Origin of the sequence: Planktothricoides sp. SR001 (assembly GCF_001276715.1) — a bacterium.
Lineage (GTDB): Bacteria > Cyanobacteriota > Cyanobacteriia > Cyanobacteriales > Laspinemataceae > Planktothricoides > Planktothricoides raciborskii.
Genome location: NZ_LIUQ01000004.1, coordinates 213,972 through 230,372, shown reverse-complemented (window position 1 = coordinate 230,372; position 16,401 = coordinate 213,972). Strand labels below are relative to the sequence as shown.

Genomic DNA, 16,401 nt, shown 5'->3' with positions numbered 1-16,401 from the left:
AGTATCCCTCAATGAGAAACCGGGTTTCTTCAAGAAACCCGGTTTCTGGGGTTTCTGGGGTTTCTGGCGTTTCTTTTTGGTCTGTCCCTTATCAGAAATTTGGGTTTAAAACCCCGTCCTTCTAGGACGGCTTTCTTGTCATCGCGCAGAATATTAATAATTTATTACATACAAGCCCATATTTATGGGTCGAGAGCTACCATAAATATATGGTTAAGTAGGTCGATAAACCATGTTAGTTTTTGAGTTTAAATGCTTGGGAAAACCCGAACAATACGCGGCAATAGACGAGGCTATTCGCACATCCCAATTCATCAGAAATAAATGTCTGAGATATTGGATGGATAACAAAAGTGTCAACGGCTACGATCTCAACAAATACACTGCTAGGTTAGCCAAGGAATTCCCATTTGCAAATCAACTCAACTCGACAGCTAGACAAGCTTCTGCCGTTGGGGAACCCTGCGCGAAGCGCATACGTTGCTGGAGTGGTATAGCCAAATTATTCGATAACTGCAAGAAAAAGATTCCTGGCAAGAAAGGATTTCCTAAGTTCAAGAAGAACCAACGTTCAGTAGAGTATAAAAAGTCTGGGTGGGCGCTTTCTGAAGACAGGAAGAAGATAACTTTTACCGACAAGAATAAAATCGGCACGCTTAAACTAATCGGAACTCGCGATTTGCACTTTTATCAATTAGAGCAAATTCAGAAGATTAGGCTGGTTAAGCGTGCCGATGGCTTTTATTGCCAGTTTTGTATCTCTAGTGATTTAGCCAAGGAAGAAGTTAAGCCAACTGGCAAATGTATTGGCATTGACGTGGAATTAAATCATTTTTACACCGACAGCAATAGACATCTCCAATAATTGCCCGTCACAAAGCCATACCAAAGCTTTATATCTGATTTTTGGAGATGTCTAATGGTGAAAAGGTGGATAATCCCAGACATCTCAGAAAATCGGAGAAAGCACTAAAACGCTTGCAGCGTCGAGTTGCCAAAAAGGTTAAAGGCTCTAAAAATAGAACCAAAGCTATTAACCGTTTGGGGAGAAAACACCTGAAAGTATCTCGTCAGCGTAAAGACTTTGCGGTGAAATTAGCAAGGTGCGTGATGAAATAAACACGATTTCGTGGCGTTTGAAGACTTAAAGGTGCGGAACATGGTAAAGAATCATCGCCTAGCCAAGTCAATTAATGATGCTGGATGGTATTTGTTTCGGGAATGGTTGAAGTATTTTGCCGTTAAGTTTGGCAAGGTTGCGGTTCTCGTTGCGCCACAATACACATCGCAGGAATGTTCTAATTGCGGTAATAAAGTAAAAAAATCCCTGTCAGTAAGAACTCACATTTGTAAATGTGGTGCTGTACTGGACAGGGATGAAAATGCCGCAATTAACATTCTGATGAAGGCATTAAAATTGATGGGATATATTTCAAATACCGTAGGGCATACGGAAATCAACGCTTGTGGAGAGATGACCTTCTACTTAAACCTGGAAACGGTGCTTAAGCAAGGTTGCTCGGTGAAGCAAGAATCCCCGTGCCTTTAGGCCGGGGAGTGTCAAAACTGCAATTCCCCAGTACCTTGATGAACGGTTTTCACCCATTTCAAGCGTTTGGGACGCACGGAAATTCGGATGCCCACACTGGCAACTATCACAAACCAGTGCAACATATATAATGTGCCGCGTAAGGTTTTGACCAGGGTGCCGAAGAACGTCCGAAACCGGGTTTCTTGCTGTGGATTGCCCCGACGCAGACCTGTAAACATTCCCACCAAAGAGAGGGAAATGGCCAAAGTGGTCAGGGGACTCATTACCGGCAAATGTTTGAGATAAATCGCCATGAGTAAATCTGGGACTGCCGCATTGGGCAAGAAATACTGCATAATCCAAAACCCAAACATATCCCAAGTTTTGAGCATATCCATTCGGTTGCTGAAAATCAGCCGCCAGTAATCCAGATAGCGTTGATAGCCCCCTTCTCCCCAACGGTTGCGCTGATGCCACAGGGCTTTCAGACTGGTGACTCCTTCTTCAAGCACCGCAGGAAAGGCGATCGCCTCAATATTCCAACCATCCAAATGTAAGCGCATGGTCAGATCCAGGTCATCGGTAATGGTCAACTCGTTCCAGCCCCCACAACTTTCTAAAGCACTGCGGCGCACAAATTGACCATTGCCCCGCAGTTCCCCAATGCCGTTGACTGCAATCCGTTGCTGTTGGAAATACAGGTCTAAAGCCATTTCCGCTTCTTGTCCCCGCGTCCAGAAATTCAATGGCGCATTGGCAATCACCTTTTGCATTTGCACCGCGCCCACTCGTGCTTCGTTAAACATAGGCAACAGCCGCCGCAACATATCCGGGGGCACCTGGGCATCCGCATCAAATACCCCTAAGAAATCCCCCTGGGCTTTTAACAAAACTTCATTCAAGGCGCCGGATTTGCCTCCCTTAGCATTGGCCGACCGGCGGAGTACCTTCAGGTTGGCATATTCTTGGCTGAGGGTTTGCAAGATTTCCGGGGTGCGATCGCTACTGCAATCATCAATCACCCACACTTCATATTTTTCCGTGGGATAATCTTGATGGCAAAGCATTTTCACCAGTCGGGCAATCACCGCCTCCTCATTTTTCGCTGCCACCAGCAGGGACACTGACGGCCAGTGGGCTTGATCCGCCTGGGCTAAAGGTTCAGGAGTCTGATGGGGACGTGCCAGCAAAATCCGCAATGCCTGAAAGCAAAGCAGTCCAGTAAAGCCCACCACCAACCAGAACCCCCAGGAAACTAAATGGAGGGCGATGGTGCCAGTCCAGGCAACGATCAAAAGGATGGCCGCTTTAGCCCGACGACCCTCATATCCTGAATAAGAATAGGCGATCGCCGGATCGATTTCTCCTGCCTCTGGATCGGACAGATTATACAAAATCGCTCTAAGGGGCGGAAAATTTCTGTAAGAATGGTTTTCTGGCCAGGAATTTGCTGGCATAGGTAATCACAGTTAAATACTAATAACGATCGTGTTTGATGGCAATGAGAGATAAATTTTATCACCTCTCGCTTCCATAAAAACTCTAAATGAGTTATTGTAGCTAAAAATACCATATCTTTATTAACTGCCAGTTTTGTGGAAAAATTGAGGGTTGTTGCCCAGATCCCCTAGGGTCTTGTTCAGGACTGAACCATGCTCGTGCCAGGATGAAAACAGAAAGTTTCTCTAAGTTTCTCTCTTGGCGATCGGGGGAACCATAATTTTTTTCCTTTTGGGCGTTCAGGCGATCGCCCTCTCTGACTCCTAGGGATGAGCGATCGGGCGTCAGCCCAGGTCAGTCGAATCATTTCCTGGAGACCGCTAGTAGCTTACACACGGACAAAAAATGATGGAAAACGATTCATGGGAAGCCATGAATTACCCTGATTTTATACTCATTAAGTTATTGAAACCTTTACGCTGGATTCTTTATGAAGAATCTTGAATTTTATGAAAAACTAACTGGTGTCAATCAACGCCGTTAGTCAAACTTAATCATTTCTTGATGTTTAAACAAGTTATCTAAAAAATATTATGGTAAATTAATTGAAGATAAATTTGCTATATTTGCGATATCTGCTATGTAGATATAAATACAAATAATCTTAACTTTAGCAACCCGTCGAGCAAAAATCAGAAAATCATTAAATGTACTCCCATGACTCTCTAGTGAGTCATAGATATTGCCACTACAGATTTTTGAGCGAGACACTTAATTCAGGAAAGGAGCATTAAATATGACCACTAATCTAGATCTGTTACAACCCGCAGATAAAAAAATAGTCGGCATCTATTTACCCTACTATAATCAAGAGAAAAAACGGGTATTATTACCTAGAGCGATTAGCCTTTATCGTCAAGGACATTTAGAAGGGGAAAGAAAAATTGAATGGGGAGAAAATATTAAGTTTGTGGCTAGTTGGCAAGTGTCTTCACTTCCCGCTGACCCAACTCGCTGTCGAGTTCAGTTTGATGGTAATGCGGATTTAAATTATCAACTGACCATGACGAATGTTGATTTTATTAACTTTTTAATTGAAATTATTGAAAATCACCGGCGGCATCATGTAGTTGATTTTAGCAAAGGCTTCTACAAAAAATTACTCCAAAGAAATGACTAACTAAATAACTCAAGGAATCAATATTTAAGATATTTAAGCATCAGGGATATCCGGCCAAGCTTTGTAAACAGCTTTGTAAACAAAAGATCAAGTGAGGGTTTTTTTGCCAAAATCGAGATGATTATTTGCTGATTAGTTGAAAATTCTGAACATTTCCAGCGAAAAATAAGCTATAAATTATTTATGGGTTACTAAATAAAAAGGAGTTAAGCGTGCAAAATCTTAATGCAACCAAAAAAAAACCAATGCAATATCTGTTAATTGGGTCAACAGAAGCCTATAGTGGAAAATCAACCACTATCCTGGGAATTAGTCCACAACTCCAGCAAAGCGGCCTGGAAATTGCTTATGCAAAACCTGTGGGACGATGTGAGGATGAATGGGAACCAAATCCTGTCGATGAAGATGTAAAGTTTTTGGCCAAAACCTTAAATTTGAGCGATCAAAACCTGGGAAAAACCGTACTATTTTTAGGTAAACAACTCTTTAAAGAACGCTTAGGAACAAATCAAGGCTCACTCGACTATAAAAAATATCTGCAAAATTCTTTGGCAGATATTCGCGGAGATATTATTATTATGGAAGGGCCGGCGAGTTTCGATGAGGGCTATCTTTATCAGTTATCTTTGCCAGATATCGCCGAATTAGTTGATGCTTCTGTGGTGTTGGTGACGCGGTTTGAATCCCCAGAATCAGTGGATATTTTGTTGTCGGCTAAACAACGATTGGGCGATCGCCTGATCGGTGTTGTCCTGAATGACATTCCGCCGGAAAATTTGGCAGAAACAGAAACATTAATTAAGCCATTTTTGGAACAACAAAATATAATCGTGTTTGCCATGTTGCCAAAAATTGCTTTTTTGGGGGGTGTCAGTGTCGGGGAATTAGCCGAACGATTAAACGCTCAAGTGCTTTGCCGACCTGACCGATTAAACTTAATGGTAGAAACCTTGAAAATTGGAGCCATGAATGTCAACTCGGCGCTGAAGTATCTATCAAACGGAGTCAACATGGCAGTGGTTACAGGAGGGGGACGGACGGATATTCAGTTAGCCGCTTTAGAAACGTCTACCAATTGTCTGATTGTCACCGGAAATATTCGACCTTCCCCGATTATTTTAAATCGCGCTGAAGAAGCCGAAGTGCCGGTTTTATCTGTAGACCTCGATACTTTGAAAACGGTTGAAATTATTACCGAAAGTTTGGGTAAAGTCCGCCTGCATGAACCCATGAAAGTTGACTATATTCGCCAATTATTCCAAGAGCATTTTCTGGTCGATCGCTTGTTGGCTTCCCTCAACATTGACCGACCAATTTTGGTGAGTCGTTAAGGGTTAATAGTTAGTGGTTATTGGTTAGTGGTTATTGGNNCCAATAACCACTAACCAATAACTATTAACTATTAACTATTAATTCTCATCACTTCTTGCAGTTTGGCGTTCACTTTACCTGTGCTCAATAAATTTTCCGCTGTGTCAAAGCCGGTGGCGATATCTGGACAAAAACCACAATGCCACAGGTAAAATCCACCATTCCAAATCGCCGAATGCATTAATTCCGATGGTTTCCCTTCTAAGATCCGCTGCATTTGATGGATCAGTTGCGGGGTTGTCTCTGGGATGGGGGGGTTTTTGCCGCCAAAGTCATAGTCGTATGGATTTCGATGTAGGCGTTGGAATTCACCATTTTGGATCCTGCCAATAATGGCTGTGCGATCGCGGGGCAAATCACAACTGCCTTCTAAACCTTTGATGGTGGTAAAATTCTTGACTCCCCGTAAGGCTAACGCCTCCTGAAACAAGGTTTCCGTTGGGGGATGAACAAAACCCGCAATCAGGTGATAGTCACTGACTACAGGCGACCAAATTAACTCCAAAGTGGCGATCGGTGGTCGTTTGCCGAGTTGCTCGCGGTAGGGAACCAGACCCGCTGCTTGGGGAAAATGATTCGGCAGATAGACAAATCCCAAACCTGTGGTTTCGATGAGTTGCTGAACTTGCTGTAGGGAAAAAGTACACCAATTAATCCCTAAGCCTTGCCAAATATCGATTAAAGGGACGCCGTATTTGGTGGGCATTTTGTCCCCACCGTGCATGATCGCCGGTTGACCGACAGTCGCTAGGATTAGGGCAGTAATCACCACCAGGGGTGTCATGCGCGATCGGCCATCATAAGGACAGCCAAACACCATAGGTTTTACCCCGGAAAGCCTTAAGGTTGGGCCAATTTCTTCGTAAGCATCCAACATCCCAGCCAGTTCTTCTCCCGTGGGTCGTTTGATCCGATGGGCGATCAAAAATGCCCCGATTTGAGCGGGAGTCGCTTCTTGGTTTAGCATCATGCTCATGGCTTCTGCGGCTTCTTGGCGATTTAAATTCTCTCCAGTGTGGGGGCCACTGCCAATTTTTTGAATAAATTCTCGGAAACGATTACTCATAACAATTACTCATGTGGTTACTCATAACAATTAATCATTTGATTAGTGATTAGTGATTAATGATTTGATTTTGTAACTAAATTAACAATCAACAATCAATATTACCGCATTTGCACAGGAACGAATTCCCGGACTAGCTGCCAAAAGGTTTGGATAGGGGGAATTTGCAGGCGATCGCGGGTCGTCACCATCACCACCTGGCGGATCCAGGCATCTTTGCCTTCAGCGTCGATCTCCGATGGGAGCGATCGCACCGCTAAAGTTGGATCGTGGTAGGCATCCCACAAAGCCGTTTCTGGCAACAAAGCAATCATTTCCCCCAGGCGAACTACACCACGAAAAGCTTCTGGACTATTCAACTCTAAAGCGGCCTTCAGATTGTGTCCTTGCTGCATAAACTTATCTTGCACCAAGCGTTGCATCCCATAGCCATCCTTAAAAACTACCTGGGGATATTTCGCTAGTTCTGCCAAAGGGACGGTTTCATATTGTCCTAAAGGATGATTGGCGGCCATTAACAGTTTAATCGATTCATTGTATAAAATTTCCACAACCATTTCTGGACTTGTGGTTAAAAATCGATTATTCATCACAATCGCTAAGTCAACCAGGCCATCTTTGAGCACTTTCAAAGCGCGATCGCTGCCTAAAGTAGTCACCCGCAATTGGACTTCTGGATATTTCTGACAAAATTTCTGCAAAATCGGCGGTAAATAATAATTACAAACAGAATGAATTGCCGCCACACATAATTCTGGCTGTTTTCCTTCCAAAAGTTCTGTTAATTCCTCCAAAGCTTTTTGCCATTCTTGACAAATTCTCTGCGCCCTGGGTAAAAAACATTCTCCGGCCACAGTCAGCTTCGCTTGAGCAGTCCGATGAAATAAAGCCAATCCAACTTCCGCTTCTAACGCTTGAATTTGGCGACTAATCGTAGATTGGGTAAACCCACAGCGTCGGGCTGCTGCTTGAAAACTGCCCGTTTCTGCCACAGAGAGAAAAGCTTGCAACTGCTCGACACGCATAGAATGTTCTGGGATGTGTATGATTGGGATGTGTATGACATGGATATCAATTATATTTGCTCGAAATATTGACTAATTTATACTAAAATTTATTCGGTTTATGACTCGATAATAAGTATTTATATTAAGTGATTAAAAATCATATTTGATCATCTTGGATTATCTTGGATAATCTTTGAGAATTAGGCTTCAGTCTTAGAGCATTATCCTCAACAAATCATAAACAAATCACAAAGGACACGCCAGTTAGATTTAAATCGGCAATAACCTTATGATTACAGCCATAAAACAATCTGGCACTTGGGAAAATTTCTCAGATTTTCTCAAATATTTTCAGTCAGCTTTCCCTTAAGTTAACTCATACCTAAACGGAATATTTTGCAGCGATTGATACAAAGTTATGGCATTAATTGCATATAAGGCATGACAAAATGCAAAAAATGCAATTAAACTCACGTGACAATCGTGACTCAGATAGCGACCCGGACTTTGCTGGAGAGATCGAAGTCCAGATCGGTTTGAATATTTCGACGTAGCAGCACAAAAATCATGGGACTCTCCAGAGAAAATCAAAGCGGGATAGTGGGAGAAAAATCCCCCCATCCCGCTAGAAATAGTTTTAACTTAAAATTGCCGTTGCCGTCTGAGTTAAAAATTATTACATCAGACCGAGTTGAGAAAGAATACCGTGGCCGGTCATATACTCCGTAGCCAAACCGATCACAAAGCCCAGCATGGCTAAACGGCCATTCCAAGTTTCCGCAAACGCCGTAAATCCGAATTTAGTTTCTTTGGTTTCCATTGTTCAAGTTCTCCTGTTTGATCTGAGATAGTCAGTGTTTCTGTCAGTTCTCTTGGGGAAATGTGATGAGGCTTGGCACTGATTGGCACTGATTGGCAGTGATTGGCAGTGATTGGCAGTGATTGGCACTTACATTAAGCCAAGCTGAGACAGGATGCCTTGACCTGTGATCAGTTCTGTAGCCAAACCAATCACAAAGCCAAGCATGGCCAAGCGACCATTCCAGGTTTCCGCGAACGCCGTAAATCCGAATTTAGTTTCTTTGGTGTCCATAGTCCAGATAATTCCTTTTTTGTCAACCCACTTACACATAACTTAACGTAAGTTTTCCAAACTAGCAACATTTTTTTACATTTTTTTGGTAAATTGGGCTGAAATCTTTGTGCGGCAAAGATTTCGAGTCTTAAAACTGATCTAGAATTTGCCGATTCCTCCACCTCTTTCCTTCTATTTCGTAAAATATATGATTACATACTTGCAATAAATATCTAATAATGGGTTACAAAATATCAAGATAAACATTGGCAGAAGATAAAGATAAAGACAAAGATAAAATTTAAAAAGATAAAATTTAAGCGGGTATCCTGGTAAAAGTGACATAGCTCTAAAACTTTGCTGTTATTGGTTCATGGCATTATGCTCTTATTACGACTTTTGTTTCAAACTGGTTTGTATATTGCCACTACGGTAGTCATTGTGGCGATCTCACTCTACATAAAATTTGTCGCTGAACTGATTGGGGATGAAATTGTCTATAAAATTCCTCTTCTGGGAGATTTACTCCTGAGTATAGAAATTATAGAAATTTTAAATGTCTTAGTCTTTGCCATTTTGGGTCTAGGGTTTGGAGTAGCAACAATTTTATTACCCCGGTCTTTTAGTAATCGAGTCAGTTATCTTCTGTTATTAACCTTAGTGCCGTGTATTTATAGCAGTAGCGTATTTTTTAAATATCAAATTTGGGTGCAGAGTTTCTCGATTAATGAAAATATTTCATATAGCCAAGCCCAAAAAATGACCAATACATTTTTGCGATATAAAACTCAAAATGAATCCATATTGGGGTTTTATTTGTACACGGCAAACTTCCCCGTAATTCCTGCCAAAGAAAAAGAAATGGTAGAAACCGATGAGTTGATGAACAATACTTACCAAAGAATTGCTTATGTTTTTGCTTATGCAAACGAACTGCTTCAGAAAAAATATTTTACTCCCACCAAAATCGACAGTTTATTTAAATGGCGAGGCTGGATTTTGAGAGTATTTTACTTTTTGGTTTCTATGTTTACGGCGATCGTCAACTTTAAAACAGGCTTAAATACTGTCAGACGCAGCTAATCTAGATTTCAGCTATTTCAGCCCGGAAATTTCATCGCCGACTTACGAGCGATCGCTGGAATGAAAAAAAAATTTATTAGCAAATCATCATTTTTGCCCAAGAACGACCACAAATTTAAAGATTTTGAGCGATTCCTCGGAAAATTTACCCTAATACGTTAAAATATCCTCAGCCCAAGATATCGGTTTTATAAAAAAATAGCATTAAGGCGCTGGTTATCAGGAAGCTAAAAGATTTTAGCGGGGCTAATGTGGCGGTTTTGCTGCCCCTATCGGCAGGAAATCCGTAAAAACGTGGAGAATATACATCAGACCAACAATGTGTCAATCAATCATAATGAATGACTTTATGATAATTCTGTGATGATTTTGTCTACAATTTTGGCCGTATATCTCTAAATGTCTGATTTGCCAGTCGAGTTGCAAGTCAAAGACACTCAGAAAAAACTTACTCACCACTTCCAGTTATGAAAATTCTGATTTATTCCTATAACTATCATCCAGAACCAATTGGGATTGCACCACTGATGACAGAATTGGCCGAAGGTCTCGTGAAAAGAGGGCATCAAGTGAGAGTTGTCACCTCTATGCCGAACTATCCAGAACGGGAAATTTACCCTGACTATCAGGGTAAATGGTATTTAACCGAAGAACGAAATGGTGTCACCATCCAACGCTGCGTAGTTTGGATTAGACCACGACCTAATTTATTAGATCGACTTTTACTCGACGGCACTTTTGTTTTTAATAGTTTACCCTACGCCTTGAGTGGGTGGCGTCCCGATGTGGTGTTGGCGACAGTTCCTCCCTTGCCAGTTTGCATTGCCGTGAGTATTCTGGCTAGGTTACGCCAAACGCCAGTGGTCTTGAATATCCAAGATATTCAACATGAAGCTGCCTGGGAAGTGGGATTGCTCAAAAATAAGTGGTTGTTTCAAGCGTTTGCCAAATTAGAAAAATTTGCTTGCCGACACGCAAATAAAATTAGTGTGATTGCTGATGGGTTTGTGGAAAATTTGCAGCAGAAAAATGTTCCCTTAGAAAAAATTGTGATGATTCCCAATTGGGTGAATGTGAATTTTATTCGCCCCATACCGAAGGAGACAAATTCATTTATAGAAAAACATCACCTCCCAGGCAAATTTGTGGTGCTTTATTCAGGTAATATTGCTTTAACTCAACAATTACCAACGGCGATTAAGGCCGCCGCTAAACTTAATCATATTCCTGATATTGTGTTTGTGATTGTGGGGGAAACCAAGGCAATTAATCGGGTGAGAGAGTATTGTGAAATGTTTTCGGCGCATCATGTGAAGTTATTAAACTTTGAACCCAGAGAAACTTTGCCAGATATGTTGGCGGCGGCGGATGTGGGATTAGTTGTTCAAAAACATAATGTGATTGGGTTTAATATGCCGTCAAAAATTCCGGTGCTGCTGGCGAGTGGTTGCCCGATCGCCGCTTCAGTGCCTCTGACCGGGACAGCGGCCAAAGCGGTGCAAAAAAGTGGCGGTGGTGTGGTGGTTCCTCCAGAAGATGAAGATGCTTTAGCTGCGGCGATTTTAGATCTGTATCAGCACCCGGAAAAACGGGCGGCTTTGAGTGCCAAAGGTCGGCAATATGCGATAGAAAATTATGCTTATGAGCAAGCATTGAACCGCTATGAAAGTTTGTTTTCAGAATTGGTTGAGGAAAATACTTATCGGTTGAAAGCGTTATCTAAATAATATCTAAATAAATAAGCGGGGTTAAATAGACCGTATAACAGCCAAGGAAGATGGGATGTTGTATCTGGTTTTACCGCCCTCCAGTACCGAGTCCACTGGCGGATAAGGGAGAGGCGATTTGTCCCCAAAAATTGCCGATGAAAATCTGAATTATTGCTGTAATTTCTGGTCGGTGGGGACTCTTCCTTGGCGGTGGTTGCCCCCACCGGCGAATATCAGGAGTAGCTTAGAGGAATGCGCGATCGCGTCTTAGCTTGGTTGGAAAAAAATGTGCCTCAGTCCCAGAGCAAACATATTCTTGGGGTTGAACAGATGTCAGCCCATTACGGATTGGTTAGTCACCGAATTAAATAATCAATATCAGGTGGCTAAGGAACTTGGTAAAACCTGGGTAAAAAAAGGAGAACTATTGCTGTTATTAGATGGCTTCGATGAAGTTAAGTGTCCGAGATGCCTGCGTCCAAGCTTTGAATTTATTTCACCAAGAACATGGGGAAATTGAGATAGTGGTATGCAGTCGGATTAAAGATTATCAAGAATTGCAACACCGTTTAAAGTTTCAAGGGGCGATTACGGTTCAGCCTCTTTCTCTCGAACAAATTGAGCATTATCTAGCCAATGCAGGGGCTGAATTAGCAGCAGTTATAACTGCGGTAAAAACCGATAGTCAATTGTTAGAGTTAGCCAGTTCTCCCCTGATGCTAAATATTATTACTTTGGCTTATCGGGGAATGTCTTTAGATGAATTACCCCAGATGAATTTAGACCAACGGCGACAACATTTGTTTGATACTTATATTGAGCGAATGTTTCACCGGAGAGGCGATCGCGATCCCTATCCCCAAGCCCAAGCTAAACACTGGTTAATTTGGTTAGCGCAAAAAATGGTAGAACAGTCCCAGACGGTATTTTTTATTGAACAAATGCAACCAACTTGGTTGTTGAATCAGTCTCGTTTTTTAATCTCGATCTATTTATTTTATTTATTATACTAATTGTAATTTACGTATTTGTTTTTATCAACAATTTTCCTTTTCTCCAAATAATTTTATAATTTTGTTGTCAACAATTTATTTATTCTTATTTGGCAAAATATTTCAGATCAAAAATATTTCGCCAATTGCTCAACTTAGGTGGACAGGTGTTTATACAATTCAACATATTGTTAAAGGAATGTTTATCGGTGGTGGTAATTATAGGCAGGATTTCCAGAGAAATTATTTTGCTAAAAATTTATGTAATTCACATGATAAAACTTATGTTTTATCATGGAAATATTCTGATTGTTCGTAGCCTTTTATGTGGTTTAATTCTTGGCGGCATCGTTGGCATAATTCGGGGATTAACTAAACCAGGAATAGATGAATATTATCGACCAAATCAAGGAATGTTCCAGTCTATCGGCAATTCTTTGATATTTGGGCTGATCACGGGAATCATTATGTTTATGGGGGCGAAATTTTTACGCTGGATTCCTGTTGCTTGGGGAATTTATGGACTATATTTTGGCATGGCGGCTGGGGGTGGCGCTGCTTTTCTCAAACATTTTATCCTCCGTTTAATATTATATTTTAACGGCGATATTCCCTGGAACTATGCTCGTTTTTTAGATTGGGCAACGGAACGGATATTTTTACAAAAAGTTGGCGGCGGTTATATTTTTATTCACCGGCTTTTGTTAGAACATTTTGCCCGAATGAAATAGCAAGGCAGGGGAGCGGGGAGCGGGGGAACAGGGGCGCAAGCATTGCGCCCCTACAGGGGTATTGTTTTGATGATAAAATTGCTGTGATGGGATAATTTATAGAGATAAGTAATCAAAAGCGATCGCCATTCGAGGTAGGTTCTCGGTAAACTTCTAAACATTGCTCATTAATATCGACTAACCACACTTCTCAATATAGAAACCGGGTTTCTATGGAGTAGCCTGAAGCCTTAGAAATTTTCAAATTGGAAAATCAGAAAATCACCAAATCCTGGGGTTATTGCCCTATGATGGATATTCTCAATCAGATTAATCAGCCTCGACCTTAAGGGAATTATGAGAAAGTTCCATGACAGTCTAAGTTTTATCGAAATTGTTAAATTTCAACGGTATCCATCGTTTCGAGATGACTAATATCATTCCAAACCATAAGACTCCAACGCCCGTTAACATACTCAAAAGCACAGAAGTTAGCATTGTCTTGCTGAAAAGGCAAAGGCTTTTTATGGATAATTCCCAGCACTTCTTCAAAAAAACACATTAAGATACCACCATGAGTGACCACTACAACCGCTTCATCTGAATGCCGTTGAGCGATCGCGGTCAATACCCGAAAACTTCTCTGTCTAAGTTGCCTTAAACTTTCGCCTTCAGGGATGAGATATTCAAAAACATTAAGTTCATAATCTTCTCGTTCTTGGGGAAATTTTTCCTGCATTTCAGGAAGGGTTAATCCTTGAAAAATGCCGAAATTCCATTCTCGTAATTCTGAGTTAAAAATAACTTTTTTGTCACAGATTGAAGCAATGATATTTGCCGTTTCAGCCGCACGCCCCAAGTCACTGCTATAAAGAGTCGTAAAAGAAAGACGACGCAGGCGATCGCCAAGGGCATAAGCTTGTCGGATTCCCTTCGGAGTCAAAGGACTATCTAATTGCCCCATTGCCCTATCCTGTAGATTCCATTCAGCTTCGCCATGACGGACGATGATCATTTTCATGTTTTGTTATCGTGGGAAAATTACTGAAGGAATATTAGCACTCTTAAGGGATTCGCGCTTTAGGGAAAAAAGCCTTCTTACACCACAAGTTCGGTAGAGCAATTTTCCCGAACTGACAAATCACATTTCATCAGTTGGAAACAGCCTCTTTTTTCTGTTCTGACATTGGGGAGTCCCTCCATGTCATCGGTATCTGCATTCCCAGAATTAGAATACAACATAACATAAAAATAAATAAAGCTAACCATAAAAAATGATTACTATGAAAATAAAAGGTTGCTAAAGAGAGAAAGATAAGTCCCAGCAAGCCACTAACCAAATAAGTATTGCGAATAGCAACTCCTTCTCCCAAACCTGAACAATATCCATCCAGAATATAAGCAACACTAGAACCGATGATAACAATAAATGTCCAGGGAAGATAAGTTTTAGTCGTGTCTATCAATTCAGAATGGTTAGTAAACAGATGAATGATAGGAGCAGGAAAAAAGCCAGCAACCAAACTAATAATTAAAGCAATCACAAGATTAGTGGCTAGAGCAATTTGCAAAAGAGGTATAAATTTATGACTGGCTCCTTGCCCTTCAAATTGACCGATTAAAGATACAGTAGCATATTCTACACCATCACACATATACATACTGATTGCTACTATTTGAAGGAGTAAAACATTTTCCGCCAGCATATCAATCTCTCTCGTGGCACTAAAAGCATTGAAAAGGACAAAAATAGATACGATAACTACAGCCCTAACCGATAAATTGCGATTTAAATCAAGAGTAGTTCTGAAAACAGAAAAATCAAAATATTTTTCCATTAAAGCACCGACTTCTTTTAAGGAAACTTCACAACTAATCATCAAAATTCCTAGCAATAAGGTTAGATATTGACTAATAGCTTGGGACAATCCGGCTCCCATACTTGACCAATCCCAAAGGACAATGTAAAGATAATTTAGTGCAACATTACTCACATTCCCAACAATGGTGAGTAAAAGAACTTTGTGATTTTGTTCGCGCCCAAGCAACCACCCAATTAATGCTAAGTTGCTTAAAACTGCTGGAGCCCCCCAAATTCCGGTATTAAAATAAGCAATACTGGCAAGTTTTACTTCAGTCGTCGCATTCAACAACAGAAAGCCTAACTGTTTCAAAGGGTATTGTAGTAGCAAAAAAAGCAGCCCCAAGGCCAAAGCAATTAAAACATTTTGTATGCCGGCTAGGAGTATTGCTTCTCGGTCATTTCGTCCAACCGCTTGAGATGTAATCACAGTTGTTCCTGACTTAATAAAAGAACAACTTTCGTAGAGAAAACTCAACACAATAGATCCCAAGGCGACTCCCTCTAAATAACTAATATTTGATAGGTGTCCTAGGAAAGCTACACTGATTGCTCCTGACAGGGGTATCGTAATATTTGATACTATGTTAACAGTAGCAGTTTTGAGAAAGCGATTGAGAAAGTCGTATTGAAACAATGTTAGATTTCCTTGAAAAAATGTCAGATATAGCGCGTCTAAATGAGTTGTAGATTAAGGTAGGGGCAATCCCCCGTGGTTGCCCAGTGAGATCGGGGTAGGCACTCTGGCGCTACCCCTACCGCTTTCATAACTCCTGACGGTTTATTATAGCCTAGCAATGATTAGTTTAGCAGAAAATTAGTTATCCTTGCGGGACTTAAAAAAATTTTCGCCCTTAATAGGGTTAAAACCCAAGCTTCGGCAAGAAAAATACGTCAAAGGGGGTAAAATGACCTGAAACCCATACAAGCGCCGATGTAACTATTTTCGAGGTAAAACCCATACTAAAAAATGCTTTTAGCCCTTTTTTCCTGTTTTTTGTGGTCTAAGTACCCCTAGTTGTCTAGCTTGCCAATTTTTCAAGAAAGTGATATATATGGTAAAAGCAAATTTTCAATTTTATGAAAAAAATATCCGATTTGAGTATGACAAAAGAACCCGTATTCCTGACTATTTGCGATGCAGGTAGTCCCCAAGTCGATACACTGCGCTTATCGCTTCATGGCAACTTACCCATAGACGACGCAACCTATCACCCAGGGCATAAGCTTGTCGGATTCCTTTGGGTGTCAAAGGACAATCCCATTGACTCATAGCCCTATCCTGTATATTCCACTCACATTCACCATGACGGCTGATAATCAGTTTCATTTTTGGTGATCTTGCAAAAATTACTGAGTCAATGTTAGCACTTTTA

At 41.1% G+C, this 16,401-nt stretch carries 15 protein-coding genes and 1 pseudogene; 8 read left to right on the top strand and 8 right to left on the bottom strand.

The window, feature by feature from the left end:
* Window positions 1–232 precede the first annotated feature (232 nt).
* Window positions 233–1,549, top strand: a pseudogene (locus AM228_RS04345) (RNA-guided endonuclease InsQ/TnpB family protein).
* An 11-nt stretch (window positions 1,550–1,560) separates the two neighbouring features.
* Here AM228_RS04345 and AM228_RS04340 read toward each other — a convergent pair.
* Window positions 1,561–2,988, bottom strand: coding sequence for a glycosyltransferase family 2 protein (locus AM228_RS04340; RefSeq protein ID WP_054464873.1), 1,428 nt, complete (start codon window positions 2,986–2,988; stop codon window positions 1,561–1,563).
* Window positions 2,989–3,767: 779 nt separating this feature from the next.
* On the opposite strand from AM228_RS04340, the gene ebsA reads away from it, so the two are divergent.
* Window positions 3,768–4,151 carry a type IV pilus biogenesis protein EbsA gene (gene ebsA, locus AM228_RS04335; protein ID WP_054464872.1) on the top strand — a complete coding sequence of 128 codons (384 nt, stop codon included), beginning with the start codon at window positions 3,768–3,770 and terminating at the stop codon, window positions 4,149–4,151.
* Between the two features lie 245 nt (window positions 4,152–4,396).
* Window positions 4,397–5,482 (top strand): phosphotransacetylase family protein, encoded by a 1,086-nt coding sequence (locus tag AM228_RS04330; RefSeq protein ID WP_054464906.1) that lies wholly within the window; start codon window positions 4,397–4,399, stop codon window positions 5,480–5,482.
* Window positions 5,483–5,553: 71 nt separating this feature from the next.
* On the opposite strand, the gene AM228_RS04325 is transcribed toward AM228_RS04330, so the two are convergent.
* The 4 genes from AM228_RS04325 to AM228_RS04310 form a co-directional block, all read right to left on the bottom strand.
* Window positions 5,554–6,588: an anthranilate phosphoribosyltransferase family protein gene (locus tag AM228_RS04325; RefSeq protein WP_054464871.1), complete on the bottom strand. Its 1,035-nt coding sequence runs from the start codon at window positions 6,586–6,588 to the stop codon at window positions 5,554–5,556.
* Between the two features lie 101 nt (window positions 6,589–6,689).
* Entirely contained in the window at window positions 6,690–7,613 is a 924-nt protein-coding gene (locus AM228_RS04320; protein WP_054464870.1) for a LysR family transcriptional regulator, read from the bottom strand.
* Between the two features lie 658 nt (window positions 7,614–8,271).
* The gene (locus tag AM228_RS04315; RefSeq protein ID WP_054464869.1) at window positions 8,272–8,415 is read right to left on the bottom strand and encodes a chlorophyll a/b-binding protein; all 144 of its coding nucleotides are present in this window, start codon (window positions 8,413–8,415) and stop codon (window positions 8,272–8,274) included.
* Between the two features lie 129 nt (window positions 8,416–8,544).
* Window positions 8,545–8,688: a chlorophyll a/b-binding protein gene (locus tag AM228_RS04310; protein ID WP_054464868.1), complete on the bottom strand. Its 144-nt coding sequence runs from the start codon at window positions 8,686–8,688 to the stop codon at window positions 8,545–8,547.
* A gap of 339 nt (window positions 8,689–9,027) precedes the next feature.
* Between AM228_RS04310 and AM228_RS04305 the strand changes: the two genes are divergently transcribed.
* The 5 genes from AM228_RS04305 (at window position 9,028) to AM228_RS04290 (ending at window position 13,185) form a co-directional block, all read left to right on the top strand.
* The gene (locus AM228_RS04305) at window positions 9,028–9,753 is read left to right on the top strand and encodes a hypothetical protein (RefSeq protein WP_156331525.1); all 726 of its coding nucleotides are present in this window, start codon (window positions 9,028–9,030) and stop codon (window positions 9,751–9,753) included.
* Window positions 9,754–10,220: 467 nt separating this feature from the next.
* Complete coding sequence (locus tag AM228_RS04300; protein WP_054464866.1) at window positions 10,221–11,480, top strand: glycosyltransferase family 4 protein; 1,260 nt, start codon at window positions 10,221–10,223, stop codon at window positions 11,478–11,480.
* Between the two features lie 118 nt (window positions 11,481–11,598).
* On the top strand, window positions 11,599–11,733 hold the full coding sequence (locus tag AM228_RS36000) for a hypothetical protein (RefSeq protein WP_255353144.1): 135 nt from the start codon (window positions 11,599–11,601) through the stop codon (window positions 11,731–11,733).
* Window positions 11,734–11,911: 178 nt separating this feature from the next.
* A complete protein-coding gene (locus AM228_RS04295) occupies window positions 11,912–12,475 on the top strand; it encodes an NACHT domain-containing NTPase (RefSeq protein ID WP_190877175.1) in 564 nt (187 codons plus the stop codon).
* A 263-nt stretch (window positions 12,476–12,738) separates the two neighbouring features.
* On the top strand, window positions 12,739–13,185 hold the full coding sequence (locus tag AM228_RS04290; RefSeq protein WP_054464864.1) for a hypothetical protein: 447 nt from the start codon (window positions 12,739–12,741) through the stop codon (window positions 13,183–13,185).
* Between the two features lie 376 nt (window positions 13,186–13,561).
* Here AM228_RS04290 and AM228_RS04285 read toward each other — a convergent pair whose 3' ends face one another.
* The 3 genes from AM228_RS04285 to AM228_RS29160 form a co-directional block, all read right to left on the bottom strand.
* Window positions 13,562–14,185: a histidine phosphatase family protein gene (locus tag AM228_RS04285; protein ID WP_054464863.1), complete on the bottom strand. Its 624-nt coding sequence runs from the start codon at window positions 14,183–14,185 to the stop codon at window positions 13,562–13,564.
* 130 nt (window positions 14,186–14,315) lie between these two features.
* A complete protein-coding gene (locus AM228_RS04280) occupies window positions 14,316–15,662 on the bottom strand; it encodes an MATE family efflux transporter (protein WP_190877173.1) in 1,347 nt (448 codons plus the stop codon).
* A 492-nt stretch (window positions 15,663–16,154) separates the two neighbouring features.
* Window positions 16,155–16,355, bottom strand: coding sequence for a histidine phosphatase family protein (locus AM228_RS29160; RefSeq protein ID WP_072160645.1), 201 nt, complete (start codon window positions 16,353–16,355; stop codon window positions 16,155–16,157).
* Between the last annotated feature and the right edge of the window lie 46 nt (window positions 16,356–16,401).

What these genes read in the sequence shown, in the direction of transcription:
- AM228_RS04295 (WP_190877175.1), top strand. Translation starts at nt 11,912, where the DNA reads ATGAAGTTAAGTGTCCGAGATGCCTGCGTCCAAGCTTTGAATTTATTT.
- AM228_RS04315 (WP_054464869.1), bottom strand. Translation starts at nt 8,415, where the DNA reads ATGGAAACCAAAGAAACTAAATTCGGATTTACGGCGTTTGCGGAAACT.
- AM228_RS04310 (WP_054464868.1), bottom strand. Translation starts at nt 8,688, where the DNA reads ATGGACACCAAAGAAACTAAATTCGGATTTACGGCGTTCGCGGAAACC.
- AM228_RS04325 (WP_054464871.1), bottom strand. Translation starts at nt 6,588, where the DNA reads ATGAGTAATCGTTTCCGAGAATTTATTCAAAAAATTGGCAGTGGCCCC.
- ebsA (WP_054464872.1), top strand. Translation starts at nt 3,768, where the DNA reads ATGACCACTAATCTAGATCTGTTACAACCCGCAGATAAAAAAATAGTC.
- AM228_RS04290 (WP_054464864.1), top strand. Translation starts at nt 12,739, where the DNA reads ATGTTTTATCATGGAAATATTCTGATTGTTCGTAGCCTTTTATGTGGT.
- AM228_RS04285 (WP_054464863.1), bottom strand. Translation starts at nt 14,185, where the DNA reads ATGAAAATGATCATCGTCCGTCATGGCGAAGCTGAATGGAATCTACAG.
- AM228_RS04320 (WP_054464870.1), bottom strand. Translation starts at nt 7,613, where the DNA reads ATGCGTGTCGAGCAGTTGCAAGCTTTTCTCTCTGTGGCAGAAACGGGC.
- AM228_RS04340 (WP_054464873.1), bottom strand. Translation starts at nt 2,988, where the DNA reads ATGCCAGCAAATTCCTGGCCAGAAAACCATTCTTACAGAAATTTTCCG.
- AM228_RS04330 (WP_054464906.1), top strand. Translation starts at nt 4,397, where the DNA reads ATGCAATATCTGTTAATTGGGTCAACAGAAGCCTATAGTGGAAAATCA.
- AM228_RS04300 (WP_054464866.1), top strand. Translation starts at nt 10,221, where the DNA reads ATGAAAATTCTGATTTATTCCTATAACTATCATCCAGAACCAATTGGG.
- AM228_RS29160 (WP_072160645.1), bottom strand. Translation starts at nt 16,355, where the DNA reads ATGAAACTGATTATCAGCCGTCATGGTGAATGTGAGTGGAATATACAG.